At 67.9% G+C, this 21,605-nt stretch carries 20 protein-coding genes and 3 tRNA genes; 11 read left to right on the top strand and 12 right to left on the bottom strand.

Going from position 1 to position 21,605, the window contains the following annotated elements; translation table 11 throughout:
- The first annotated feature begins 29 nt into the window (after positions 1-29).
- The 4 genes from DVA86_RS27805 to DVA86_RS27790 all read left to right on the top strand — a co-directional run bounded on the left by DVA86_RS27805 (position 30) and on the right by DVA86_RS27790 (position 2,005).
- Positions 30-1,349, top strand: coding sequence for a helix-turn-helix domain-containing protein (locus DVA86_RS27805; protein ID WP_245997268.1), 1,320 nt, complete (start codon positions 30-32; stop codon positions 1,347-1,349).
- A gap of 388 nt (positions 1,350-1,737) precedes the next feature.
- Positions 1,738-1,810: transfer RNA gene (locus DVA86_RS27800), tRNA-Glu, on the top strand.
- A 42-nt stretch (positions 1,811-1,852) separates the two neighbouring features.
- Positions 1,853-1,927: transfer RNA gene (locus tag DVA86_RS27795), tRNA-Asp, on the top strand.
- A gap of 4 nt (positions 1,928-1,931) precedes the next feature.
- Positions 1,932-2,005 (top strand) — tRNA-Phe (locus DVA86_RS27790).
- A gap of 86 nt (positions 2,006-2,091) precedes the next feature.
- On the opposite strand, the gene DVA86_RS27785 is transcribed toward DVA86_RS27790, so the two are convergent.
- From DVA86_RS27785 to DVA86_RS27735, 11 genes are all read right to left on the bottom strand, one after another.
- Positions 2,092-3,294, bottom strand: coding sequence for a site-specific integrase (locus DVA86_RS27785; RefSeq protein ID WP_208882417.1), 1,203 nt, complete (start codon positions 3,292-3,294; stop codon positions 2,092-2,094).
- A complete protein-coding gene (locus DVA86_RS27780) occupies positions 3,294-3,485 on the bottom strand; it encodes a helix-turn-helix domain-containing protein (RefSeq protein WP_281279326.1) in 192 nt (63 codons plus the stop codon). The genes DVA86_RS27785 and DVA86_RS27780 overlap by 1 nt, the downstream gene beginning before the upstream one ends.
- A 326-nt stretch (positions 3,486-3,811) precedes the next feature.
- Positions 3,812-5,785 carry a YfjI family protein gene (locus DVA86_RS27775; RefSeq protein ID WP_208882415.1) on the bottom strand — a complete coding sequence of 658 codons (1,974 nt, stop codon included), beginning with the start codon at positions 5,783-5,785 and terminating at the stop codon, positions 3,812-3,814.
- An 87-nt stretch (positions 5,786-5,872) separates the two neighbouring features.
- The gene (locus DVA86_RS27770) at positions 5,873-6,442 is read right to left on the bottom strand and encodes a hypothetical protein (RefSeq protein WP_208882413.1); all 570 of its coding nucleotides are present in this window, start codon (positions 6,440-6,442) and stop codon (positions 5,873-5,875) included.
- Between the two features lie 53 nt (positions 6,443-6,495).
- Entirely contained in the window at positions 6,496-6,735 is a 240-nt protein-coding gene (locus tag DVA86_RS27765) for a hypothetical protein (protein ID WP_208882411.1), read from the bottom strand.
- A 59-nt stretch (positions 6,736-6,794) separates the two neighbouring features.
- Entirely contained in the window at positions 6,795-6,989 is a 195-nt protein-coding gene (locus DVA86_RS27760; RefSeq protein ID WP_208882409.1) for a hypothetical protein, read from the bottom strand.
- Between the two features lie 21 nt (positions 6,990-7,010).
- Positions 7,011-7,265 carry a hypothetical protein gene (locus DVA86_RS27755; RefSeq protein ID WP_208882407.1) on the bottom strand — a complete coding sequence of 85 codons (255 nt, stop codon included), beginning with the start codon at positions 7,263-7,265 and terminating at the stop codon, positions 7,011-7,013.
- Between the two features lie 140 nt (positions 7,266-7,405).
- The gene (locus DVA86_RS27750; RefSeq protein WP_208882405.1) at positions 7,406-9,640 is read right to left on the bottom strand and encodes a cell division protein FtsK; all 2,235 of its coding nucleotides are present in this window, start codon (positions 9,638-9,640) and stop codon (positions 7,406-7,408) included.
- A 123-nt stretch (positions 9,641-9,763) separates the two neighbouring features.
- Positions 9,764-10,732 (bottom strand): DUF2637 domain-containing protein, encoded by a 969-nt coding sequence (locus DVA86_RS27745; RefSeq protein WP_208882402.1) that lies wholly within the window; start codon positions 10,730-10,732, stop codon positions 9,764-9,766.
- Positions 10,732-11,049 carry a hypothetical protein gene (locus DVA86_RS27740; RefSeq protein WP_208882401.1) on the bottom strand — a complete coding sequence of 106 codons (318 nt, stop codon included), beginning with the start codon at positions 11,047-11,049 and terminating at the stop codon, positions 10,732-10,734. The genes DVA86_RS27745 and DVA86_RS27740 overlap by 1 nt, the downstream gene beginning before the upstream one ends.
- 98 nt (positions 11,050-11,147) lie before the next feature.
- Entirely contained in the window at positions 11,148-11,504 is a 357-nt protein-coding gene (locus DVA86_RS27735; protein ID WP_208882399.1) for a hypothetical protein, read from the bottom strand.
- 335 nt (positions 11,505-11,839) lie between these two features.
- Between DVA86_RS27735 and DVA86_RS27730 the strand changes: the two genes are divergently transcribed.
- The 6 genes from DVA86_RS27730 (at position 11,840) to DVA86_RS27705 (ending at position 18,751) form a co-directional block, all read left to right on the top strand.
- Positions 11,840-12,196 carry a GntR family transcriptional regulator gene (locus DVA86_RS27730; RefSeq protein ID WP_208882397.1) on the top strand — a complete coding sequence of 119 codons (357 nt, stop codon included), beginning with the start codon at positions 11,840-11,842 and terminating at the stop codon, positions 12,194-12,196.
- Positions 12,197-12,369: 173 nt separating this feature from the next.
- Positions 12,370-13,872: a helix-turn-helix domain-containing protein gene (locus DVA86_RS27725; RefSeq protein WP_484421923.1), complete on the top strand. Its 1,503-nt coding sequence runs from the start codon at positions 12,370-12,372 to the stop codon at positions 13,870-13,872.
- Positions 13,873-13,883: 11 nt separating this feature from the next.
- On the top strand, positions 13,884-14,432 hold the full coding sequence (locus DVA86_RS27720; protein WP_208882395.1) for a GNAT family N-acetyltransferase: 549 nt from the start codon (positions 13,884-13,886) through the stop codon (positions 14,430-14,432).
- A gap of 80 nt (positions 14,433-14,512) precedes the next feature.
- Positions 14,513-15,241 (top strand): SAVMC3_10250 family protein, encoded by a 729-nt coding sequence (locus tag DVA86_RS27715; protein ID WP_208882393.1) that lies wholly within the window; start codon positions 14,513-14,515, stop codon positions 15,239-15,241.
- Positions 15,242-15,285: 44 nt separating this feature from the next.
- Complete coding sequence (locus DVA86_RS27710; protein ID WP_208882391.1) at positions 15,286-17,421, top strand: AIPR family protein; 2,136 nt, start codon at positions 15,286-15,288, stop codon at positions 17,419-17,421.
- Positions 17,411-18,751 (top strand): serine/threonine-protein kinase, encoded by a 1,341-nt coding sequence (locus DVA86_RS27705; protein WP_281279325.1) that lies wholly within the window; start codon positions 17,411-17,413, stop codon positions 18,749-18,751. Before DVA86_RS27710 ends, DVA86_RS27705 begins: the two co-directional genes overlap by 11 nt.
- Positions 18,752-18,872: 121 nt before the next feature.
- Here the strand turns inward: DVA86_RS27705 and DVA86_RS27700 are convergent, their stop codons facing one another.
- Positions 18,873-20,222 (bottom strand): hypothetical protein, encoded by a 1,350-nt coding sequence (locus tag DVA86_RS27700; RefSeq protein WP_245997265.1) that lies wholly within the window; start codon positions 20,220-20,222, stop codon positions 18,873-18,875.
- A 302-nt stretch (positions 20,223-20,524) separates the two neighbouring features.
- Here DVA86_RS27700 and DVA86_RS27695 point away from each other — a divergent pair, with 302 nt between their 5' ends.
- Positions 20,525-20,959 carry an ATP-binding protein gene (locus DVA86_RS27695; protein ID WP_208882388.1) on the top strand — a complete coding sequence of 145 codons (435 nt, stop codon included), beginning with the start codon at positions 20,525-20,527 and terminating at the stop codon, positions 20,957-20,959.
- Positions 20,960-21,605 lie beyond the last annotated feature (646 nt).

Genomic DNA, 21,605 nt, shown 5'->3' with positions numbered 1-21,605 from the left:
GACTCTTGCGAGCAGGGAAGGGTGACGCCGTGATCGATTACGAGCCACCCACCGCCCTGCCCCGGGATCTTCTCAACGACGCGGAAATGCTTGTCGCGCTTGAAGCGCACGACTTCGGGACGGTGTTCCGTCTGGCGCGGAAGCGCGCAGGCGTCAGCTACTCGAAGATCGCGTCGGAGTGCGACATCAAGCCGGAGCGCGTGGGAACGCTTGCACGCGGGCGAGGCAGGATCAGTTCGTTCGACAAGATCGTGCGCATCGCGGACGCGTTACGCCTTCCCGGACACACGGTCGGTCTGGCTCCCCGGCCGTGGGAGGTGGAGGGCGGGCAATGTCTGCTGGAGGGGCCCAGCGCGCAGAATGGAGATCAGGTGCGGCGTCGGACGTTCGTTGGCAACGCCTCCATCACGAGCCTCGCGGTGGCTGTCCCCAAGCTCACGGAACGGGACACGCCACGGCGCATCGATACCCCGGCGGTCGAGGCGCTGAGGGAGCGAGCGGCACGACTGCGACGGCTCGACGATGTTCTCGGTGGCGCGGACACTTACCGCGTGTACCTGGGGGAATACCAGCACACCAAGTCGTTGCTCCGGACGGCTACTTGCGCCGAGGCCGCAGAACGCGGGCTCCTCTCCGTTCTCGCCGAACAAGCACAGCAAGCAGGCTGGGCCGCATTCGATGCCGGCTGGGGACCCGATGCCGTCAGCCTCTACAAGGAGAGCCACGCCGCCGCTAAGGAAGCAGGCGATCGCAACCTCGCGGGGAACGCGTTGGCATTCATCGCCTACCAGGCCATCGCAGATGACCGATCCGGCGCCGTACAGATCGCAGCCCGGTCCTGCGACACCATCAGCACCAGCACCCCGTCAGGCGTTCAGGCCCTCTTCCACGAGCGGAGGGCATGGGCGTGTGCCGTCGCCGGGCTGAAGCACGAGACGGAAACAGCACTCGCTTCCGCATACACGGCGCTGGACGAGGCGACCAGCGGTGAGCAGCAGCCCGACTGGGCGGCGTGGGTCGACCGGACAGAGTTGGACATCATGTCGGGCCGGTGCTGGACGGAGCTGCGTCGACCGCTCCGAGCCGTACCGGTTCTGGAGGACGCCCTCTCCCGGTACGACGACGCCCACGCACGGGATAAAGCCCTGTACATGTCATGGCTGGCCGCCGCATACCTCACCGCAGGCGAAGTCGAGCAAGCCGGCGTCGTCACCGCACGAGCACTGGACCTGGCCGCCGGTGTGGCATCCGTTCGCCCGAAGCAACGGCTCGCCCCGGTGCTGGCCCAACTGCGCCAGCACCGGGACGTGGCCACGGTCAGAGGCGCCTTGGAGCGGGCTGGAGCCTAGATGAATGAGTCCGATGTTCTTAGTGGTCGTAGGCGATGAGAGATCGTTTGCTTCGGGCTCCGGTGGTCCAGTTGTGCCAGATGGCCGTGGCCAGGGCGAGGAGGCGTTGACCGGTGCGGGCGATGCGTATGAGCGCCCGCGTCCGGCCCCCCCCGCGCCCCCACCGCCCGGGGTCCGTACGGCCCGCCCGCGCGTGGGCGGGCGTACGAGGCGGGGCGCACGGGTCCACCCCCGTACGGCGCCCACCCGTACGGCCGCCCGCCCGCGCGTACCCCACCCGCGACGCCCGCGCCCTCGCACCCCCCGAAAGTGTTTTGGCGATCTGTCTCGCTATCCCATATGCTTCTCACGTCCCCGAGGCGCCGGCAGGCGCCCAGGTGGGCCATCAGCCCTCATCGTCTAGTGGCCCAGGACGCCGCCCTTTCAAGGCGGTAGCACGGGTTCGAATCCCGTTGGGGGCACGCAACACCTGTGCGAGACTGGTGCTCGCATGCATGAAGCTTGGTCCTGTGGAGCAGTTTGGAGTGCTCGCCACCCTGTCAAGGTGGAGGCCGCGGGTTCAAATCCCGTCAGGACCGCTGCGGCTGGGTAGCTCAGTTGGTACGAGCGTCCGCCTGAAAAGCGGAAGGTCGCCGGTTCGACCCCGGCCCCAGCCACTGCCGCTGAACAGCGAAAAGGCCCCGACGGGCGAGCCCGTCGGGGCCTTCTTCTGCACTTCTACGCCAACCCGTACGCCAACGGTTCAGCTCAGGCTGTCTCCGAGCTTGTCCAGGCCCTTCCGCATCTCGTCCAGCGACGCATGCGCGTACACGGTCATCGTGACCTCGATACCGCTGTGTCCGGCGATCTGCTGCACGATGTGCGGCGGGACGCCAAGGTCCAGCAGCAGCGTCACGCACGAGTGCCGTAGGTCGTGGAACCGGATGTCCAGCCCAAGACGCTCACGGAGCGGATACCAACTGCGCCGCAGGTTGTCCGGCTCCAGCGGGGTGCCGACGCGGGACGTGAAGACGAGCCCGTTCTCTGTCCAACCGTCTCCGGCGGCTGCACACTCCTGCGCCTGTCGCTCCTTGTGATCTTCGAGTGCCTTCACCACCAGTGGCGGCAGGGGCACCGTGCGGACCGACGACCGGGTCTTGGGACGTACGAGACGCAGCTCACCTTCGACGCGCTGGAGTGACCGCTCGACCACGAGCGTGCCGCGTTCCAGATCGACGGCTTCCCAGAGCAGCCCCAGCAGCTCACCGCGCCGCATGCCCATCGTGACGGCGAGCACGTAGAGCGCGTGGAGCCGGTCGGCTGCCGCCGTCTTCAGCAGCAGCCGGGCCTGAGCGACGCTGAGGCCCTTCCCCGTGTCGTAGGTCGGGGTCGGCACCTGTACGAGCCGGGCGACGTTCCGCATGATCAGTTCCTCACGTACGGCGTTCTGGAGAGCGTTCCGCAGCACCGCGTGGATGGACTGCACCATGCGGCGCGAGAGGACCGAGCGGCAGCACTCCCCTGCCGCGCAGCAGCGGGGCTCGGTGCGGTCGGCGTCCCATCCGTGCTTGCAGCACTGGCACTCGCCGGCGACCCTGCCGAGCCAGGCCCGCACCTCAGCCGCCCGGAGCGTTCGCAGCTTCTTGCGACCCAGGCCGGGAACGATGTGGACGCGGACAACGCTCTCGTAGCCCTGATAGGTCTTCGGTCGACGGCTGGGCTTCACCACGCTCGCGAGCCAGTACGTGAGGTATTCCTCGACCTTGGCGTTCGTGTCAGGCACGGGCACGCCTTTGGCATCTTGTGCCTGAAGCTCCGTGACCTTCGTTCGTACCTCGTCGCGTGTCTTGCCGTAGACGGAGATCCGTTTGCGGAAGCCGCTGGCCGTGGTCACGTACGTACGGCCGTGGTACAGCCCGTCCTTTCGACGGGTGATGCTTCCTTCTCCGTTGGCGCGCTTGGCCATCAGGCTGCTCCCTCCATCTTGTTGCGGATGTACGTCGCGAGCGAATCCACAGGGACGCGACGGGACCGGCCTTCCGTGAAGCTCGGCAGCTTGCCGGAGCGGATGAGGTCGTAGACCTTGAAGCGGCTGAGCCGAAGCGCGGCCATCACTTCGGGAACGGTGAAGACTTCGGTGCTCGTCGGCTGCTGCAAAGCGCTCCTTTCGGTCGTACGAACAGGGGTGCGCGCCGCAGAAACCGCAGAATCCGCAGAAGTGCGCGAACCTGGGCTCTGACCTGGGGAGTTGGGGTGCTGCGGGGTCGTGCCGCGGAAAGGACGGGAAGTGCCGCAGAAATCGCCTGGGGCCTCCGCGCCGGGGCGGGCCGGGGGCACGTCGGTGGATTTGTGCGGCGGTTGCGCCTGTTTCTGCGGCAGCCGGGCCACTCCGCCGTGCGGGGTGCTCCGCTGCTGGTCAACGTGAGTGGACCCTGATTTCTGTTGCTTCTGCGGTTTCTGCGGCTGAGGGTGCGTGATCACAGTCATGCGTGCCCCTCCCGCACCTGCGGGTGGATGACGTAGCGCGGAGCCGGGGGCCGGCCGCGCTTGTTTTTGCGGGGTGGCGTGTCGACGCGCAGATAGCCGTGTTCCTCCAGGAGCGCGACGGCCGGTTCGAGGTCGGCAACCGTGGGGAACTCCGAGCGCGACAGCTTCGCGAACAGATCGCGACGGCTCACCGACTCCCAGCCGTTCGCGGCCAGTACGTCCAGCAGCGAACGGGCGCGGGTCTGGGCGGCGTCCGCGCCCATGAGGTCGAAGACGGTGAGGGCGTGGGCGGCGAAGTAGTCGGCGACCTCGATCGCGGCCGTCATCGTGGTCCCGTCGATGGACCGGCCGTAGCCGTCCTCCAGGTGCGCAGCCATGTGCAGGAGTCCCGCGATACGGGCTGCCGTACCGGCCAGCTTGCCCGCCCACTTGCCGACGTGGCCGAGCTTGCCGCCCTTCGCCCGAAGCTGCGGCTCAAGGTGCCGCTCGTAGGCGACGAGGTACGCGCCTGCCGCCTCATCGAGTCGGAGTACGGCCGGGTCCGTCCGGTCCGCGAGGGAGAGCGTGAGGGCGATGACGTTGCGCTCGTAGCGGGCGGCGACGGCGTCCGGTACGGGTGCCGGGTTGATCTTCCGGTAGCCGACGAGGGATTCCGGGAGCGCGTACAGGAAGCGGGCGAGGAGCCCGCGGCCGTCGAAGCCGCGGTTCTTGCCGATGTCCTCCAACACGTTCGGCTGGACAGCCAATCCCATGGTGAGCGCGGGCGCCTCGATGAACTCTTCGCGCGTGCGGCGGTCGATGCGTAGCCGGTCCCCGGCGTGTCCCTTCAGGAACACTTCCATGTTGGGTGTGCCGGAGTAGCGCCCGGCGATGATGTCGAAGATGCCGCCCTCCGCCGACATCACGGCGAGCCGTCCGCCCTGTTCGGCCAGCAGGGAAGAGACGGTCTCCGGTGTGGCGTCATCCGCGAGCAGCCGGGGGCACGGCGGCACGGCCAACGACTTCGCCGTCTGCGCGAGATCGATGGCCTCCGCGACGAGGGCGTCTTGCTGCGGGCCCTCCGCGTTCGCAGCCTTGGCCGCCGCCTTGTCGGCAGCCTCCTGCGCCATCTTCGCCGTCAGCTCCGCTTCGACGATGCGGCCGGCGGCCTCGTCGACGAGCTTCCGTTCCGCCTCGTACAGCGGGCCGGTCATCGCGGAGAACACGGCCGACTTGCGGTTGGCCGGCGGCAGCGCCACGACCACGTACAGGTTCGTCGGCTCGTGCCAACGGCCCCGTACATGCACGACGCTGCGGCCACCCGCCGCCGTGGCGAGCACGCTCAACGCCAGCGAGCCCGCCAGGCCCGTCGGAGTCTGCGTCTCCTCCGCGAGCGCAGCGCAGAACTCCGCCAGCCAGCCGGGCAGCGCGTGCAGCGGGAAGGCGGGCAGTGCAGGGCGGGAGCTGAGCGGGATGGGCTCCTGCCACGTCTCCGGGGACTTCTCGTCGCTCAGCGCGAGCGCTTCGCGCACTTCGGCCGCTGTGGCGTCCGGCGTGGATGCCGCCTGTACGAGTCGCGTACCGGCTTCGATCAGGCGGCGCCGCTCGGCGAGTTCGCGCACGATCTCGGCGTAGTACGTGGCGTTCGCCGTCGTCGGTACGGCATCCACAAGGCTGTGGATATAGCCCGGACCGCCAACGCGGTTCAGCTCACCGAGCTTGCCGAGGTGGTGCGTGAGCGTGATCGGATCTACGGGTTGGCCTTGCTCGTGCAGGGCGACGAGCGCGCGGTGGATGGTCTCGTGCGCGGGCCGGTAGTGGTCCTCCGGGCTGATCGTCGCGACGACTTCGGGGATCACGCGGGCGGCGAGCATCATGGCGCCGAGGACGGCGGCCTCCGCCTCCAAGTCGGCAGGCGGACCGCCGCGTTCGGGCAGCTGTGTCAGAGCGCGCACATTGCCGTACAGCGCTCCGGCCGGGTCGGATGGCATCCTGGGAGCCTCCTGTTTCCAGGTTGGGAGTGGGAGACCGGAGGCGGCGGAAATCCTTGGTCGGTTGGCCGCCGCCTCCGGGCGTAGCTAGGAGCCGGAGCGCTGCTGGTCGTCGGCACCGGATTCGGCGGTGCGCTCACGCCAGAGCGCGTATTCCTGGCGGACGTATGGGCGGTACGAAGCGCCCTTCACCTCGGCGGGCGGCACCGGCCCGCGTGCGGACCCGTGGTCCTGGTCGAACTGGGCGAGCCGGTGGGCGGAGGCTTCCGCCTCCGCGGCCGTCTCGGTCGCCCTACCGGATCCGGGCTCGCGTTCGTCAGCCAGCGCGATGCGGTCGTCCATGGCGGCCTTGCGAAGCCAGAACTCCCGCTCCAGCACCCTGCCGAACGAGCCGCTGAGCGCCGCGTCCACCAACCAGTCGATCTCCGCCAGGAGGGACGGGGCGTCCGCGTACGGTGTGCCGTCCGGAGCAGGAGGAAGCCGGTCGGAACGCGGTGCCTGCTGGGCGGCGGGCAGTTCCGCGGAGGCGTACAGCCGTACGTGGTTGGAGTCCCGCGCGGCCGTCTGCCGTACCGGACCGATCAGGAAGGTACGGGACAGGGCGTTGGTGATCGGCTCTGCGTCGTCGGGCTCGCAGATGAGTCGGATTTCGAACAAGAGCTGTCCTCCTTGAGACGTTGCCGCGTGGCGGCCGGATCGGATGAGTGGGTTCATGCCTGCTGACCGGTCTCGTCAGCGCCGCGGGGCGCCAGTTCGGCGAGGAAGGCGGGCAGGGTCGTGCCGAGGATGGCCAACCGGGTCTCGATGCCGTGCCAGGACTGCGGGTCGATGGCCATGAGTGCCGAGGCGGCTCCCACACGGTCGCCGTGTTGCATCGCTTCCAGCGCTTCGCGGAAGTGGCCGACGGCGGTCATGGAGACGGCGCCGGGGGCAGTGAGGTCGTAGCTCACGCGGGTTTCTCCTCTCGGATGGGCTACTTGCCGATGTCGGCGGGGACGAGGAACGGCTTCTAGTTGCCGGCGTCTTCGACGGCGGTGGCGAAGTTGTTCACCAGGTCGTGGACGGCGGGCGCGGCGTCGGTGGACGCGAGGTAGAAGCCGAAGAGGACCGCGAGGATGGCGCCCCCGGCGGTGAGGCTGCGCATCTTCAGCGCGACGAGGAGGGCGACGCCCAGGAGGAGCGCGATGGAGACGGAGATGTTCACGGTGGGTGCCTTTCGGTGGGGTCAGCGGGTGCCGTCGCGGTGGATGCGGCGGGCGACGTTCCAGAGGTGGCGGCCGGTACGGATGCGGATGCGGTCGCCGTGGCAGCGGCGGCACGTACGGCCGGGCTTGAGGTGGCCGGTCAGACGGCCGCGCTTGAGGTGGAAGCCGAAGCCCTTGCACTTCCGGCAGTTGCCGAACGGGCTGACCGCGCATAGCGCCGTGTAACACAGGGTGAGGAAGATGAGGCCGGGTATAGCGGCCACAAAGGAAGACATGAGAGCGCCTTTCAGGGCGATTTCAAGGGTCAGGCAGACCAGGTCGCTAGTCGCTAGCGACCTGGTCAAGCCGTGTTTTCTTCGCTAGCGAGGTTGCTAGCGCTAGCGAGTGGCCTCGCTGGCGCCAGCAACTTCCGGGGCTAGTCCAAAGCGCGATTCCTGTTGCGCTCCGTAAGTGCCGCATGGACGTGGTCGCGGACGATCCCGCGGCGCGTGACCGTCTTGCCGTCGATGCGGCGGCCGATCTGCTCGGTGCGAATGCCGTACGGCTTGAGCGCGGTGGAGAGCTGGTCGGCCTTGGCGCGGCCCTCCAACTCGGCCCAGGCGCCGTACGTTTCGGGCTTGCGCTCGGCAAGGCGGTCCACGATGACCTCGGACCACACCTTGACGTCCGTCGCGCCGCTGCCGAGGACGGCGGCGACGTCGTGCAGGAGCACGTCCGTTCCGGCTGCGGGAGCGTCGCCGACGGCGTCGCCGCTGAGCGTGCCCGCGTCCTCGCGGAGCTTGCGGGCACGGGTGAGGATGCGGTCGGCGTCGCGGCCGTCGGCGAGGAACGTACGGACGTTGCCCGCCTCGTCGGACATGCCCTTGAGGATGCCGACGCCCTTGTGCGACTTGAGGAGCTTGGACGCGTCCAGGCCCTCACCGTGCGAGCCGGCGCCCAGGACGGCTTCCGAGACCTGGTAGGCGCTCACGCGCAGTGCGAACCGGGCTTGGTGCTGGTCGCGCAGCTCGGAGGGACACGCCTTGTCGTCCGGCTTCTGCGTCGAGGTCTCCATCGAGACGCCGACGGCCGGGGCCACCCGTACCAGGAAGACCAGGAGTTCCAGGATCTCTTTCCCGTGGGTGGGATGGGTCAGGTACTCCTGTACCTCGTCCACCACGACCAGCGTCAGCGGCATGTTCAGCTTGGGATCCCGCGAGATCTCCGGGGTGAGCTTGCCCTCCGGGCAGATGTGGAGCGGGAGTTCGGAGAGCCGGTGGTACCGGTCTTCGACGTCCGCCTTCAGCTCTCGCAGGGAGTTGAGCAGGTGCTCCACCGGGTCGAAGCCGTTCTTCGGCACGATGCCGAACCCGATGCGGTGGGCGACCTTTTCGAACTTCCGCCAGTCCGGCGACGCCTTCCCGTCGAAGACGATCAGCCGTACGTGTGGATCGAGCGCGGCGGCCAGCGCGATCGTACGGGCACTGAAGGTCTTCCCCTGCCGGGGCACAGCGCCGACGAGCAGCGACGTCCACAGCATGGAGATGTCGACCTGGTTGCCGCGCTCGTCCAGGCCCCACGGGAACGGCTTCCAGAAGTCCACCCGCGTCGCGCCCAGCAGGGGTGTCGGACCGGCGGGTACGGCGAGCGGGTCACGGTCGGCGATCCACAGCACCACGCGGCGGTTGCTGGTCCCGTCCGGATCAAGGAAGAGCTGCGTCGGCGCGATGTCGATACCGGACGCGAGGGCGCCGTGCGCCTTCATGGCATCGGCGAAGGTCTTGCCGAACGGGAGGTCGACCACCACCCGCCAGCCGTCGCCGTCCCGCCCGATGGGGCGGGGGAAGGTGATGCCCTGATCCTTCGTCGTCAGCTTCGCCGCCATGAACGCGCGAGTGATGATGTCGCTGGACAGCTTCCGTTTGCGGAAGGTCACCTTCGCCGGGTCGATCAGCGGCCGGTCCGCCGGGGCGCCGGCGAATCCGCACGCCGAGGTCAGCGCCGCGACGGCGAGCGCCAGCAGCCACGTAGGCGCGAGCACGTACAGCGTGAGTGTCGCGGTCAGCCCGATGACGCTGGAGAGGCCGGCCACCGCTGTGCGGAGCTTGACCCGTGCGTCCCGCAGGCGGGAGAGCTTGAGGTATTCGGCCGCGTCCTCGTCACGGACGGCCGCCAGCCGCAGCGGCTTGCCCTCGGCATCGGACACCCAGCGTCCGGCCGCCGACGACCAGCGCCACAGACCGCGCGGGGAGTACGCCAGGATCTTCGGCGTGTAGACGATCGGGAGCCGTACGGCGTGATAGCCGGTGGTCGCCGCGTAGTGGCGTACCGCCCACTTCCACACGGCTTGGCGTTCCCTGGGCGTGCGGAGCCATTGGGGGAGGACCGGCCGTCGTGCCTTGTCCCTGGCCTCCATCCATTCCTGGAGAGAGACCGGAAGGGTGTCGCGGGGCGGGTCGACGGAGTCGCCCTCCTCCGCCTCCTGGTCCTCGTCGTCCGGCGTGTCGTCGGGCAACTCGGCTTCCCACTCGCCGGGTTCCGCGGACTCGGGCGGATCCTGCTCGGGCGACTGCTTGCGCAGGGGAACGACGTTGTCGTACGCCGTGCCGGGCGCCTCCTCGTCGTCCGGGTCACGAGGGTCCGGCTGGCTGTGCGTCTGAGTCTCAGACACGATGGCGGTGCCTCCAATCGAGAGGTTGAGAGGTCACCGGAGCCCGGCCGCTGCTCTGGTCGGTCGTGACCGGGCTCCGGGCTGAAGACGGGATCTGTGGGGCCGTACGGCGGCGGGAATCGCTCAGGACGGGACGCGGTCTGAGCCGCGGAACTCCTGGAGCCGCGTGGCGACCCAGCCGACGGACCAGCCGGTCGCGTCGGCGAGTTGGCGGACGCTGATGCCGCCGTTCATGTGGTCGCGGATGAACGCGCGTGCGTCGTCCTCCGCGAGCTTTTCCGGAGCGGGGATCTCGGCGTTGTCCTCGCGGGACTCATGACCGTTCACGGCGTCGTTCGTCGAGTTCACGAACGCCGGGCGGGCTTGTTCACGAACCGCGCGCGTGGCCTGGGCGCGCTCCTTCCGCTCCCACAACTCGCGCTCGGCGTGCTCCCGTTCCTGACGCCGTTGGTCCTCGCGTGCCCACTCTTCGCGCCGCATCTGAGCAGCGTGTTCGCGCTCCTCGCGGCGCTCGGCCGCCTCACGGTCGGCGCGTTCCCGCTCCGTCCGTTCAGCGTGTTCACGGGCCTCGCGCTGGGTGCGTTCACGGGATTCCCGCTCCCGTTCACGCACCTGCTGTCGCTGGCGTTCACGCTCGGCCGCCGCTGCGGCACGTGAACGCTCGATCTCGCCCAGCGTCCGGGCAAGTGCCTCTCGGTAGGCGCGTGTTGCCTCGGCGGTGACGATCAGCAGCAGCGGTGCTACGGCGTGGACTGCCGTGCCGACCATGTCGCCCCTCAAGGCGCTGTCGGCGGTGTTCAACAGCAGGGTCATCAGGCCGGTCATCCACCGGAGCACGGCCGGCCACGGTCCGCCGTTGCCGCCCAGCCGGGCGAGTACGGCGTCGAGGCGGACCACGATGACCACGGCGGCGTCGACCACCAGCGGCAGGATGGGCGCGGTCCATTCCCAGCCGGGCGGGGAGACCCGTTCGACCAGCGGCGTGACCGTGAGGACGGAGAAGAGCACGGCGCCCGCCGTGATCGTCCATGTTCCGAGGCTCAGCGTCCGCTCGACGGAGCGCAGTTGCTGAGGACTCAGCGGCTCCGGCATCAGTGCGCCGCCTCCGCCGCTGACATCCGCTGCATCGGAAGGACGAGCGGGGGCGACGTCAGTACGGCCGCGAGCAGGCCCACGACGAATTCCCGTACGGCGTCGGCCGCCAGCGCGGTGACGCGGTCGTACAGTTCCGGCTCTTCCGTGAGGATGTCGCGCGCCGCGTGCTCGCGGGCGGAACGCTCCTCGGCGGTCTCGCCGTCCTCGGGGCCGAGCCACAGGTCCAGCGGGGTGCCGAGGGCGAGTTCGAGGGCATCGACGTCGGAGGCACGCTCCTGCCCCACGGTGAACGACTTCACCGGCTTCATTGCCATGGCTGAACTCCTGGTTCCAGGTTGGGAGAGGGAGGCAGCTGCGGCGACGCGGAACGTGGTCGGTTGGCCGTCGGCCGCAAGCTGGCTGGCTGGCTGGATCAGACGCGGATGCGTCGGGGGCGCAGAAAAAGGCTCGTCAGAAGGCTGACGACGCTGGCGCTGGAGCTGAGGGTCAGCGCCGCACTCAGCACGAGGCCGGCCCCGAGCTGGCCGACGGTGACGCCGGTCAGCATGCCGACGATGACGCCGACCGCGATGAAGACGAGGTACGTCACTTCGGTGGTCTGGGTCTTCGGCATCGAGCCGCGGGCCACCATCTCGATGTCCGTCGGGTGCGCGGTCCGGACGGTGTCCCCGCTGGTCCGGAGGAGGACTGCACCGGGCGCCAGTCCTGCCACGGTGCCGAGTTCTTTGTCTCCGCGGACGCGGACGACGTCGCCAAGGGCAAGCATCATGAGCTCGTTCTCCTTTCCGTACGGCGGAGGGCCAGGCATCCCCTGGCCCGGAGACCGCTCGTCGTAGACGAGTGGTCATGACCCGCGACGCCGCAGTTCAGGCGGCATCGCGGACCAAAATCACTCGGCTTCAGCACTCTGTTGAGTTCTCAAGGAACCGGCGCTTCCTTCGGACCCGTTTCGCGGGGCCCTCCGTGCGCTGCACACACGTCGCCCCCTTCGTGGAGGCATCGTTCACGGATACGTAGAAGCATGTGCTTCTACGTATCAATCCGCAAGTAGGCGGTACTGCTCTGCGCTAGGACGTATCAGGGATGGGTACGCTCGGCAGGGTGATGAGTGCAGAGGACGACCCCCGCATGCCCTCCGAGCAGCTAGCCGATGACCTGCGTAAACAGATCAGGAGCGGCGCCATCAAGCCCGGCCAGAAGCTTCCTTCGGTCCGGGAGATGGTCAGGGACACCGGCCTCGGCTCGGCGACCGTTCAGAAGGCTCTGAGCCGCCTGCGGAACGAGGGCCTGGTCTTCACGACGCAGCGCGGCAGCTTCGCCCACGACTCGGACACGGCCAACAGGCCGGCCGCTGCGCCTGTCACCCAGGAGCAGTTCGCCACCTTGGAAGCGCAACTGCGCGAACTCGCCCAACGCGTTCAGACCCTTGAGTCCGAACGGACCGGCCGCACCGACGCGTAGAGCGTTCAGCCCCGCCCCGACTCCGTCGTGGCTTATCATCACGCCTTCACCCCTCTCCGTTGCTGCGACAACTACGCCGCGTCGATACGCTGTTTGCGGCGTGTGAGTCAGTTGTACGGCTGCCGGTAGCGAGTCCAGAAGACTGTCCATGTGCCCAGGACCGAATCGGTCACATGGACACGCGGGGAGGGCGCGACATGGGGCAACAACCCAAGATCCTGACGCCGCACTTGGGGCCGGAACACGAACTGGGCGCGGAGATGCGAGCCCTGCGCGAACGCCAACGCCTCTCTCTCAAGGGCTTGCAGAGCCTGATCAGGTTTTCCGCTGGTTACATCGCCCGCTGCGAGCGTGCCGATCAGCGCCCCTCAGCGGATCTGATCACTGCCTGCGATCACCATTTAGGGGCGAACGGTTCGCTCATCCGCCGCTACCGCGAGCTGTTCGGCGACCGCGATGGATCCGTGGGACCACGTGTCCATGTGTCCAATCCCGAGTCCCATGTGTCCAACGGCCATGTGTCCCTGGCATCGGGACAGGACCCCCAGGCAGTCTCAGGGCAGGGGTTTTCCACCCCCGCCCGTACGCTCCAGACCCCGGGACCTTTGGGGCCGGCCGCAGAGGAACGGCCCTCTGGTCTGGTCGTCGCGACGGGCCAGCCCGACGCCGACAGGGAGCTGATCAGCTTGGCCGCTCGACGCGCTAAGTCCTTCGCCATGCTGGCGAACCAGGGGAACCTCACCGCCGAGGCCCTGGACCAGATTCATGACGATGTCCGCAGGCTGGCCTACGACTACCCCCAGCGCCCCCTGTCCGACTTGCTGGGCGACCTCGTACAGACCCAGGAGACCCTTTACAACATCCTGGAGAACCGCCAGCGCCCTGACCAGGCCCGGAAGGTCTACTTCCTGACCGGCGTCGTCGGCGGTCTGCTCGCCAAGGCGAGCCACGATCTTGCCGACCCGCACGCCGCCATGGCCCAGGCCCGCACCGCCTTCCTGTGCGCCGACCACGCGGACCACAACGGGCTCCGCGCTTGGATCCGCAGCCTCCAGGCCCTCGTGTCCTACTGGGCCGGACGGCACCGCGAGGCGATCAACTTCACCCAGTCCGGCACGGAGTACGCGCTGCGCAGCAGGAGCACCAGCGCCGTTTCCCTGCCCATCAACGAGGCCCGCTCCTGGGCCGCCCTGGGGAACTCCGAGCAGGCGTACGCCGCCATCCGGCGCGCGGAGGACGCCTGGGACCACATCCAGCCGGACGAGGTGGACGAGCTGGGCGGGCTCTGCACCTTCAACCAGAACAAGACCATCTACTACGCGGCCGACGCCCTCGCCTGGCTTCCCGCAGAATCATCGGCGGCGCAGGAGTACGCACAGCGCGCGGTCGATGCGTACGCGGACGAGAGCAGCCCCGACTGGGCATTCGGCGATCAGGCGGGAAGCCGCTCCGACCTCGCTATCGCCCGCGTCTCCGCCGGCGAACTGGAGGGAGCCGCGGAGGCGGTCGCACCGATCCTTGAGCTTGATCCGGAACACCGGATCAACGGCATCATCACCAGCGCTCAGCGCGTCCACAAGGCTCTCAGCAGCTCGGATCTGGCCGTGTCGGCAGGCGAACTACAGGAGCAGATCGAGCTGTTCACGCGCACTCCGCTCAAGTCTCTCCCTCGATGAAGGAGCACGAAATGCCGCAGGGTGTCCAGCTCTCCGGGGACCTGGTTGCCATCCGGGAGTTCGACATGGCCGACGTCGAGGATGTGCACAAGGTCGTCGGCGACGACCGCGTGACGGACTGGCTCTCGTACGACAGCCGGGACCTGGACGCGGCGCGTGCCATGGTGAAGCGCATCATCGGCTTCGCCGCGGAGGAGCAGCGTACGGACTACTCCCTGGCAGTCGTGCGCCCCGCCGACGAACGGGTCATCGGCTTCTGCCGAATCGGCCTGAGCGGCGTACAGGCGGGCAAGCTCGGCTACGCCATCGCCGCGGACGAGTGGGGCAAGGGCTACGCCACGGACACAGCCCGCACACTGGTCGAGTTCGGCTTCACGAAGCTCGGACTCCACCGCATCAGCGCCGCCATCGCCCCGGACAACGTCAGCTCCTTCCGCGTGGTGGAGAAGCTGGGCTTCACGCGGGAAGGGACGCTGAGGGACCACGTATTCACGAACGGAGCGTGGCGGGACAGCGTCCTGTTCTCGCTCCTCGCCCCGGAGTGGGAACGCGGGCGCTAGCCGTTGGTGCGAGGTGGCAAGATGGGCGCCTGGTTGTGTGACTGACAGACTGAGAAGCGGAACAGCCGGGAGCAGCGCTAGTGCGTGAGATCGTCTATTTGTCCGAGGGCAAGCTGAGCGCGTTCCTGCCGGAGCCTCGACTGGCCGTTCCCACCATCAAGCTGCACGCGGGCGTATCGATGGCCGGGATCAACGTGGAGAGCCCCGCGACGGACCTCCAACGGGACCTGTTGCGCCACCTCAAACGGGTGGAGAAGGACCTGGCACGGCGCGCGCTCTCACACCTGGAGCCCGAGCTTGCTCCCGGCCGCTGGGTGCAGTTCGAGGCCCCGCTGAGCTGGATCACGCTCCGCGGCAGGTTCCAGGACCTCGTGCTGTTCGTGGACCCACCCCCCAGCCCTCCCGAAGCTGGCGTCACCCGTCGCTTGCTGCTCCACGGGTCGGCCCGTCACCTGAGTGGTCGTCCCCCCGTCCAGGTCGACGGACCCGCGTTAACAGACCTAGAAGGCGGAGGCCACAGCGCCGGTAAGCTCTTCGTCACGCAGGCCGGACATGTCCTTGCCGAACTGGCCCGCGCCCAGGGGCCGCTCGGCCCCGACGCACAGGACGATACTTCGCCGGGACCGGCTCCATCCCTGTCCCGCGCTGGCATCCGCGATCTCCTCACAGCCCTCGACGCCGAGAGCACCGAGGTCAGCACCTCCGCACTCATGATCGGCTACGCCAAGGTGAGTGCCCTGTTGCCCGCGACGGCCACCGAGGGAGGCTGTCTGGTCGCGAGCCCCTTGATCGTGGAGTACGTCAACTAGTGTGCTGGCCGCGCGGAGCCGGAGCGTTCCAGAAGGAGCACGCCATGGAACACGGGACTGAAGCCCTTCCCGGTATTCCCCTGGAGGTCCGGCAGATCCGTACCGCCCTGGTACGGGAGTTCGTCGGCCTGCTCGACATGGACGACATCACGACGGGATCCCCGGTGCAGCGCGAGAGGGTCTTTCTCTCGCGGGCCCTGGCCGCGAAGGCGGTGCAGCTGGTCGCGGACGCTACAGCAGCGGAGGCAGCTGCGGTGGTCGTCGACGGAGCGGACGACCAGGGTATCGACGCCGTGTTCGTCTCACCCGCAACCATGGAGATCTGGCTGGTCCAGGCGAAGTGGAGCGACCAAGCCGCCGCCCGGATGGATAGCAATGCCGTCCACCAGTTGCTCCACGGTGTCCAGCAACTCTTCGACTGCCGGTACGACCAGTTCAGCGCAAGGTTCCAACAACTGGTCCCCAGGATCCAGGCGTTGCTCCGCGAGCCAGCCCTTCGGGCCCACCTGGTTTTCGCCGCTTTGGGCGACGAAGTCCTTTCATCCGAGGCAGACGACCTGTTGCACGAAGGCGTGAGCGAATTCAACCAGTGGGGGGAGCTGCTGGACTTCCGGATTTTGGGCGTTCCCGACTTCCACGCAATCGTACAGAGGGGGTCCTTGCCCGAACCCGCAACGATCACCGCCACATTGTCGGACGGCTGGCACATGAACTCGACCCCCTACCAGACGTATCTCGGCACGGTGAGCGCCGAGGAACTGGCCGGGTGGTATGAGCAGCACGGCACGCGGCTCTTTGACCAGAACGTGCGCTTCGCGCTGGGTGCGACCGACGTCAACGCGACCATGGTTGATAGCCTGCTAAACGCCCCGCAGGAATTCTGGTACCTCAACAACGGCATCACGGTGTTGTGCGACTCTGTCCGGACTACGTATATCGCCCGACCCTTTCAAGGCCAGCCGGTTCGGCTGGAGTTGGGCAACGCACGAGTCGTGAACGGCGCTCAGACGGTGGCCGCTGCCCGTCAGGCCTACGAGCAGGAACCGCGGGCGGTCGCTGAAGCGCTCGTTCCGGTCCGCTTCATCTGCCTGGACGGAGCCCCGAACGACCTGGCACAGCGGATCACACGAGCGACCAACACGCAGAACCACGTCGAAGCGCAGGACTTTGCCGCGCTAGATCCCCAGCAGGAGCTCATCCGTCAGGACCTAGCCTTGTCGCTGGGCAAGTCGTACGTCCTCAAGCGCGGCAGCCCGGAGCCGTCACCGGCCGCAGGGTGCACCATGGCCGAGGCGGCGCTCGCCCTCACCTGTGCCTACCCCAATGCCGCGCTGCTCGCCCGGTACCAGGCGGACGGCGATGTCCTGTGGCGCAGCGCCTCGGGCGGCTTCTACTCCCGGCTCTTCGACAACCGGCCGGGCGCGTTGCAGATCTGGCGGTCCGTCAGTCTGTTGCGCCAGGTCCGTGACGAGCTGGCGATCCTGGCCGACAGTCTAGAAGGGCGCGAGCGCGTGGTTGCCGATCGAGCCGAACTGTTGGTCGCCCACGCGGTCTTCCAGCTGATCGGCGGCGACGGAATCGATGAGCCAGGGGACGATTGGGATGCGCGCGGCCACGGAGCCGTGAAACGGACCGGCGAGACCCTTGTCGCCCTCACCGATAGCCTGGCCGTTCGCTATGGCCAGCACGCCTTCGTCACCCGGATCTTGCGCGACGAGCAGAGTTGCCGACACCTCGTCTCTGACGTCTTGCAGACCCTGCGACACGGAGCTGGAAGAAGACTTATCACCCCGCCGCGTCCGAATCGTCGGCGGCGTCCCAACACCGTGCCCCTCCTCGTCCAGCACCGGCTCATCGACGACGGTGCCCAACTGATCTACCGTCCAGGCATCGTGGAGCGGGATGCCGTGAGCGCGTGGCTCGGCGGGGGTCCTGAGCGGTATTTGGCCACCTGGGTCAACGACACCCGCAAGCCCTTGATCTGGGCGCTGGACGGCCGACGCTACTCGCCATCCGGACTGGTGCTGCAGATCTGGGAGAGAGCCAAATGGGTCGAACAGCCCGCGGCGGTGCAGGGTACGACGCGGTGGTACCTACCTGGCGAAGGCACACTGGCCGATCTCGCCAGCGAGCTGCTGGCGGACGTGGAAGCGTCGGGCGACGGTCCTGGTGTGGAGTGACGGGCACGTTCTCGGCGAGCGCTACGAGCTACGCCGACGACTCGGCCGTGGCGCCATGGGGGACGTCTGGCTGGCGTACGACCGCCGATCACGGCGAGCAGTTGCCGTCAAAGGCATCCATCGGGAACTGCTAGACCCCCGTCACCCCGAGGAACTCATCCAGCGCTTCACACTCGAGGCCGACCTCCTGGCACGTTGGAAGCACCCGGGCATCCCGGCGTTCCTCGACGCACGCGTGGATTCCGTCGCAAGCGACGCCTATCTGGTGATGGACCACGTCCTCGGACGGGACCTCACCCAGGTCATCGCGGACGGACATCGCTTATCCGAGGACGAGGTTGTGTCCCTCGCTGTCCAGATCTGCGACGTCCTCGAACATACCCATGCGATCCCCGTCATCCACCGGGACCTCAAGCCCGCCAACATCATGCTGACCGACCGTCACCGAGTCATGGTGCTGGATTTCGGCGTGGCCAAGGTGTTCAGGACAGATCAGACACGGCTGACCCAGAACAACAGGGTCCTGGGCACCGTCGCCTACATGTCGCCCGAGCAGTGTGAGGGACGCGATGTCCATCCGCGCAGCGACCTGTACTCCCTGGCCTGCGTTCTCTACGAACTGCTGACCGGCATACCGCCCTTCGGTGACGCGAATTTCGCCCGGGTCTTGCACTGTCATCGGTACCAGACGCCGGAACCGGTCAGTCTGCTGCGTCCCGGTGTCTCCCCAGCGCTGGAGGCCGTAATCATGGCCGGACTGGCGAAACGGGCGAGCGATCGCCCGGCCACCGCCCGCGAATTCCGGAGACGGCTTGAGTCTCCGCACGAGTCCCTCGTCACATGCCCGCCCGCCTTGTACCGCTCGCGTCCTCCACTCTCCGCCCCAGATAGTCCGGTGATCGAGTCGCTTCCTACTGCCGTCCGGATCACACGCGCGCAAGCGCTCTTCGAGGAGGGGCTCATTTCACAAGCGATGCCGACGTACGCACGCCTCGCACAAGACCTTGCAGATCTCGGCCCGGAGCACTCTGAGGACGCGGTACGGTGCCGCTTCGGTATCGCAAAGTGCCAGAGGCACCTCGGCTACCTGGAGGAGGCCCTCAAGGCCCTCGCGGCCCTCGCGGACGAGCTGCGGTCCCGGTCTCCTGATGACCGCCTGCTGCTCGAGGTCCGATTCCACGTCGGTCAACTGCTCCTCGACCTGGGAGACGAACATGGCATCACTGAGCTCGCCGAGGTCTTCCAGGCCCTGACAGCCGCTGCTCGTCCGGAGGACGCGGCAATTACCGCCGAGGTCCGTCGGGCACTAACTCGCGCCACACTGGGGTGACATCTGGACGGCTCGAGATCGCTTCTCCGGGCAGGGGGGCTATACCGAGTGCCGGTTGGCCATACATCAATCAGTGTCCCGGGTCAGCGGAGTACATGCCCTAGTCCTTGTTGGTAGACGCCTATCGAGGCAGTGCCGGCCGCGGGGGCTGGTACATCTCGATCTCGGTTCGCAGGTCGCGCGCAACGACGGCGTCCCGTGCGGGGCCGCGCCCCAGGGCAGCGCGTACGCGTTCGGCGGAGACGACGATGCCGTTGTTCCGGAGGCTGGGCGCGAGGTCGAGCACCGGTCGGACAGCGTCGGCCGTGCCGTCCAGGTCGCCGGAGTACAGGCGGACGAGTGCGAGGTTGCACCGGGCGCCGGCCTGGTCGCCGAAGGCCCACGCGGGGTCGTCGGGGTCGCTGAATCCGCGAACAGCGGTCTCGGCGCGATCAACGATCTGTGCATCGCCGTGTCCGAGCAGCACTTCCGACTCGACGGCGTAGTACAGCTGCTTGATCTCCGGGAAGGTCAGGAGGCCGCCCAGTGCGTCCAGGTCGTCCGGCACCACCTGCTCACGCAGGTTCTCAGCCCGCTGGTTCGTCGAACGGACCGCTTCTTCGTCGCCGAGGAGTGCCGCCGCGCGAGCCTCCAGGCTGGGGAGCCACACGCTGACCGTCCCCCGCAGGCGGCGATTCCCCGCGGCTCCGTGCCGCGCGTAGTGAAGCGCGTCTTCGGGCCTGTTGGCCCAGTAGGAGATGAGCGACTTGAGCCCGTCGACCAGGGCGACGAGCCCCGGGTGCTCGGTCTGTTTGGCGCAGAAGCCGGCGGCTCGGGCCTGCGCCATGGCCACCTTGGAGTCGCCCATGTCGTGTGAGCCCTTGGCCATGAGGAAGGACAACACGGTGGCCATGAAATGGAGATCGCGGGACTGCGAAGGGCGAGCGCGTCCGCTCTCCAGGAGGCGAAATGCTTCGTCCTGCGCCTTCGCCAGGTCTTCCCAGATCTCGGACAAGGGCACCCTTGGGTACTCCTCGGTGATGCGCTTCACCTCGTCGGTGAGAAACCCCATGGTTTCATCGCCCAGTTGGTCGCGCTCCGCTCCCAGAGCGAAGTCGATTGCGCGTCGTGCGGCCATTGCGCCCGTCCTTCTCATCTCGTTCAGATCCCTACCGCTCGCGGCATGGTCTTCGGCAAGTGGCGCGCTGAACAGAGGAGCAGCGGCAGGAACGGCCCCCTCGGGAACATCGCTCCACAACTGCTCGATGCTGTAGCCGAGCAGGTGGACCAGCACCCTGCGAGCCTCACGCTGCGGCTGTCGTTTTCCGTAGTACCAAGCCTCGAATGTCGTCTTCGCCGGAGCGAGGGTCGCCAGCGATGGCTTCTCCTCGAATTCGGCCACCTCACGAGCTGCCTGCCTGAAATGCGGCAGGAAGGCACCGTGGTCGCGCCACTCCCGTTGGTCGAGCAGGTACCGGAGCAGCGTAGGCATGGTGCCCCCTTCGTCCCCTACGTCCAACACGTCATTCGCCCAACGGTAGAACCGCCGCACCGTCAACTTGCCCTGAAACAGCGGTGATCAGTGATGTCGAGGTCACTCCGAGGAAGAGCCGAGGTTTGATGCTCCATTCGGGGTCCGAACCCGGGGTCGAGATGCGGGTGGATCTGGAGCGGTGGCCGTTGCGAGGGTCTTAGCAGTCCTTGCCGAGCGTGTTCGTCTGAACACAGCTTCGGCACTGGGGGTCAGTTGCGTCCCCCTGATCCGCCCCCGCGAACGCCACTCGGAGAGCGCCGATGACCTGCACCACAGACGTCGCACCGGCCTCATCAACCTCGGGCGAGGCAGGCGTGATCGGCTTCGAGATGAACTTCCTGCCCGCTGAGGTCCAGGTGGGACACATGCGGTGGTTCACCGCGCGCCACCTGAACCGTTGGGGACTCGGCCACTTTGCCGACGACGCCGCACTCGCGGTCTCTGAACTCGTCACCAACGCGGTCCGGCACGGCGGCGGTCGCCCGGTCGGATTCAGGGTGACGTGCTCGGACCAGGAACTGCGCATCGAGGTCTCGGACGGCAACCCGGCGCCGGCACACGTGTGTTCTGCGGTCCGGACGGAGGAGAGCGGGCGCGGTCTGCTTCTCGTCGAAGCGGTCACGGACAGCTGGGGAGTGAGTCCCGACGGTACGACGACGTGGTGCGCGTTCTCGATCTCCCAGGGGAGGTCGTGATGGCGGCAGTGCAAGATCCCATCAGCAGCATGGCCCTCACGAGCGCAGGACGAGGGCACGAGCAGGAGACCCTGCGCGGGTCGGGAGTCGGCGGCCGTCGTCGAGAAGGCAGCACAGCCGTGACCCGGCGCCTTCGGTACGTCCCTTCGCAGTCGAGCAGCCGGGAGAGGCTGTGGTGCCTGCCGCGTACGACGGCCGCCCGGAACCGGCACAACCTGGCGACGGCAACCCCTGGAAGTACGGGCCGTGTTGGCTGTGGTGCGGCCACCGGCACACAGAGGTCTTGTGGATCGGCCCCGTTACGACGGCTGGCCACGTGGAAGCTGCCCTCTACGCCTGCGGGCAGTGCATCTCCCGCCTTCACGACATGGCGTGGGACTACACGGAAGCCGTCGCCGACGCTCCGACTGACGCCCACGGGCGCGGGCTCCCGCTCTACACGCCGACCAGCGCATGCCGTCCACCCTCGTCCCAGTCGCGTCCCGGCCGGCATCGGCGGCCTCGTACGCCGCTCGGTCGCCGACTCCGCGATGCGTTCGCGGGCCGCCCGGCGAGGGCGCACACGTCAGCTCGTACCGAGGTGGCATCACGCTGAACGGCTCCCGCACGCCCAACGGAGCACCCTCGGCAGGGCCGCGGACTCCAG

The sequence above is a fragment of the Streptomyces armeniacus genome (genome assembly GCF_003355155.1).
Lineage (GTDB): Bacteria > Actinomycetota > Actinomycetes > Streptomycetales > Streptomycetaceae > Streptomyces > Streptomyces armeniacus.
Note: the sequence above shows the minus strand (reverse complement) of the source record. Positions and strands in the feature narration are given on the sequence as shown.